This window comes from Candidatus Cloacimonadota bacterium (genome assembly GCA_020532355.1).
Lineage (GTDB): Bacteria > Cloacimonadota > Cloacimonadia > Cloacimonadales > Cloacimonadaceae > UBA5456.
Genome location: JAJBBD010000267.1, coordinates 1 through 3,140, shown reverse-complemented (window position 1 = coordinate 3,140; position 3,140 = coordinate 1). Strand labels below are relative to the sequence as shown.

General features: G+C 42.8%; 2 protein-coding genes and 1 pseudogene. All 3 read right to left on the bottom strand.

Annotated features, from left to right (window positions below; translation table 11 throughout):
• The coding region (locus tag LHW48_09180; GenBank protein MCB5260622.1) for an FAD-dependent oxidoreductase at positions 1-816 on the bottom strand (816 nt) is incomplete at its 3' end.
• 888 nt (positions 817-1,704) lie between these two features.
• Positions 1,705-2,769 (bottom strand): annotated as a pseudogene (gene rfbB, locus LHW48_09175) (dTDP-glucose 4,6-dehydratase).
• Between the two features lie 11 nt (positions 2,770-2,780).
• A partial coding sequence (locus LHW48_09170; protein MCB5260621.1) for a chromosome partitioning protein ParB occupies positions 2,781-3,140 on the bottom strand: 360 nt, incomplete at its 5' end.

Genomic DNA, 3,140 nt, shown 5'->3' with positions numbered 1-3,140 from the left:
AAAGGTTTCCAATGTAATCATTTCCACGTGAGCAGCTCCTGCCTGGGCTATGGTTAAAGCTTGATCGGCAGCTATCGCACCACCCACCAAAGCTACTTTTTTGCCTGCAAAGAGGAAGCACCCGGGTTGTTTTAAAATTTCCATGCCATAGATTGCTTTTTCGTCCCCCGGAATGTTCAAACGGATGGGATCATTCAAGCCACCGGCCACAACAATCGCAGTAAAACCCTGATCCAGAAGTGCTTTGGGATCAGGTATGTTTTTCTTGTGGTGAACAATCTTGAAAGCTTCGCTTACCCACATCAAATCAGCCATTAACATACCCCGATCTAACCTGCCGGGAGGAATCAAAGCAGCCTGCCCGCCTAGCTCGTCTGCATCAAAGATTTCGGGCTCATAACCCAATTGCCGCAAACTGACTGCAGTACCGATTCCGGCGGGCCCACCACCGATTATTGCAATCTTGATACCATTACTCTGCGGAAGGATAAACTCCGGATTTGCACCCATTTCACGTGCTTTCTTGATGATAGTGGCTTGCACTGCAGGGATTTGGATAGGAGTATCGAACTTTTCACGTGCGCAGGCTTCCACACAATGATGATCCGGACATACATCACCGCAAATCCCACCTAAAGGATTGGATGCCAGTATGATGCCGGCTGCTCTCTTAAAATCTGATTTTGTCCCGCCTGAGGCAGCCATCATAAAGTCTGCCGGAGAACAATCGCAGGGACAGGCGGTTTTACAGGGTTTGGTGGCGCAATATTCACAGCGCCGGATTTCGCTCATCAATTGGGCATCGGTTAAATACATGTTTATCTCCTTAATTACAAACAATTACATAAAAAACAAAATTACGGTATCATCACCTTATTGTCAAGGTTTAATGTTTCATCGTTTTTTACCACCTTGTTTCTTATGCTTGCATCTTCCGCAGCGAATATTCTTTAAGAATAGACCATGCCCATGATGCTTACAACAAGATGCACAGTAAGGCATTATTAACAATTATGTGATATATGTCTCTCTTCATTCTCAGTTAGCCAGACTAGAATTACCCAAGAATCAAGTTAGGATTATCGTTGCAGAAAGGAGAATCTCCGGATAAACCACAGGTAGTGCTTCCCTGAACTGTTTGGAAAACAGGCGGTAGGCCATAAAACTATTGGAGCCATGCGCAAAGCTCTTCTGCTTATAGATGGCCGTTGCACACCTATAGATAGCAGGTTTTTTATGCACGAGATATCGGTTTGGTGGGCTTTATTCTGAACAATGCTATTGGAGTTCATGAGGCCTATTAAGTTCCTGCTGATATTGAACTTAATAGGCCTCATGGACTTCAAAAGCAGGCGTGTAATCATGCACTGCCTTGAAGTCCAAACCGCCCATAAGATATTAAATAAGTGATAGTTAGTTTATGCGCTTTGAACTCCAATGCCTCAATTAGGTTTATTCTGATCGTAGCTATGCTTACCCATCACTCTGGCTTTACCCATGCCCCATTTATTCAACGGTCTTATATGCTTTCCATCGCATTGTGTAGCAAGAGAGAATCTCATCAAGCATTTGGATGTTACACAAGAAGTTAGAAAATACCCAGACTCTGTCTACTTTTTTGAATAATATGATCAGTAGTTTATTTAGAATATTACCGCTTAGCTAAATAAGCGACGTGACTAAGTTGAATTGGAGTAGATATGTTTATTTGATGATTCCCAGCCGTTGTAGTTGATATTTTTTATCCTGGATGTTCTTCCACCACTCACGGTTTTCCAGATACCAGTAAACAGTTTTTCTTATTCCTGTTTGGAACGTTTCTTTTGGTTCCCAGCCAAGTTCTCGCTCGATCTTGCCAGCATCGATAACATAGCGCAGATCATGTCCGGGGCGATCCTGCACAAAGGTGATTAGTTCATGGTACTTAATGCCTTTTGCCGAGGGTTCCAGCTCATCCAGCAGGTCGCAGATAATGGTGACGATATCGATGTTCTTCATTTCATTATGTCCCCCAATATTGTAGGTCTCACCTATTTTCCCCTTGCGGATGATGGTATTGATGGCTTCACAATGATCGCTCACATACAGCCAATCGCGTACATTCAAGCCCTTACCATATAGCGGAAGCGGTTTGTGTCCCAAACAGTTTAGGATCATTAAGGGAATGAGTTTTTCGGGAAACTGATAGGCCCCGTAGTTGTTTGAACAATTCGAGATTGTAACTGGCAAGCCAAATGTTCGGTGCCAAGCCCGCAGCAAATGGTCACTGGCAGCTTTGGAAGCGGAATATGGCGAGGAGGGATCGTATGGTGTTTCTTCGATAAACCTACCCGTTTCACCAAGCGAACCGTACACTTCATCTGTAGATACATGGTGAAAGCGAAAGCCCTCTTTTTGTTTGTCCGACATGATTTTATATAGATTTAGAGCTGCTTATAAAAGCGTTGCTGTGCCCATAACGTTTGTTTGAACAAACTGCAAGGGTCCATCTATAGAGCGATCTACATGAGATTCAGCAGCAAAATTAACGATGGTATCTGGACAAAAGTCTGTAAAAATTTTGTTAATACGATTGGCGTCACAGATATCCGCTTGTTCAAAGAAATAGCGGCAACCACCAAATTTGGCTTCTAAATCGCTCAAGGATTCCAAATTGCCCGCATAGGTTAAGACGTCGATATTCAGTACTTTTCCGTTGAAATCAGGATCTGCAAAAAGCTGATGAATATAGTTTGCTCCAATAAAACCGGCGCCACCGGTTACTATCACATTATGCGTTTTTACCTCAGTTTGTTAAGTATATGCTTGAATTTTTCCAGCTCTTCGAGGTTTCTATATTCAAAGGTTACCTTTCCTCTGCCTTTGTTTTCCGAAACCTTTACTTTAAGTTGAAACAGTGAACTCAGCTCTTGTTCCAAACTTCGCGTGAGTGAGGTTTTTCCCTCAACTATATCTTTATTTAATATATTCTGAACAAAGCTTTTAGCCTTAGTTTCCGCTTGCCTTACCGTAAGAGCATATTTTACAATGAACTCGGCAAATTTGAGTTGAAACTCCGGTTCCACCATCAAAACTGCCCGGGCATGACCAGCACTCAGGCTTTCTTCGGCTACCATATTCATTACTTTTTGAGGTAGTTT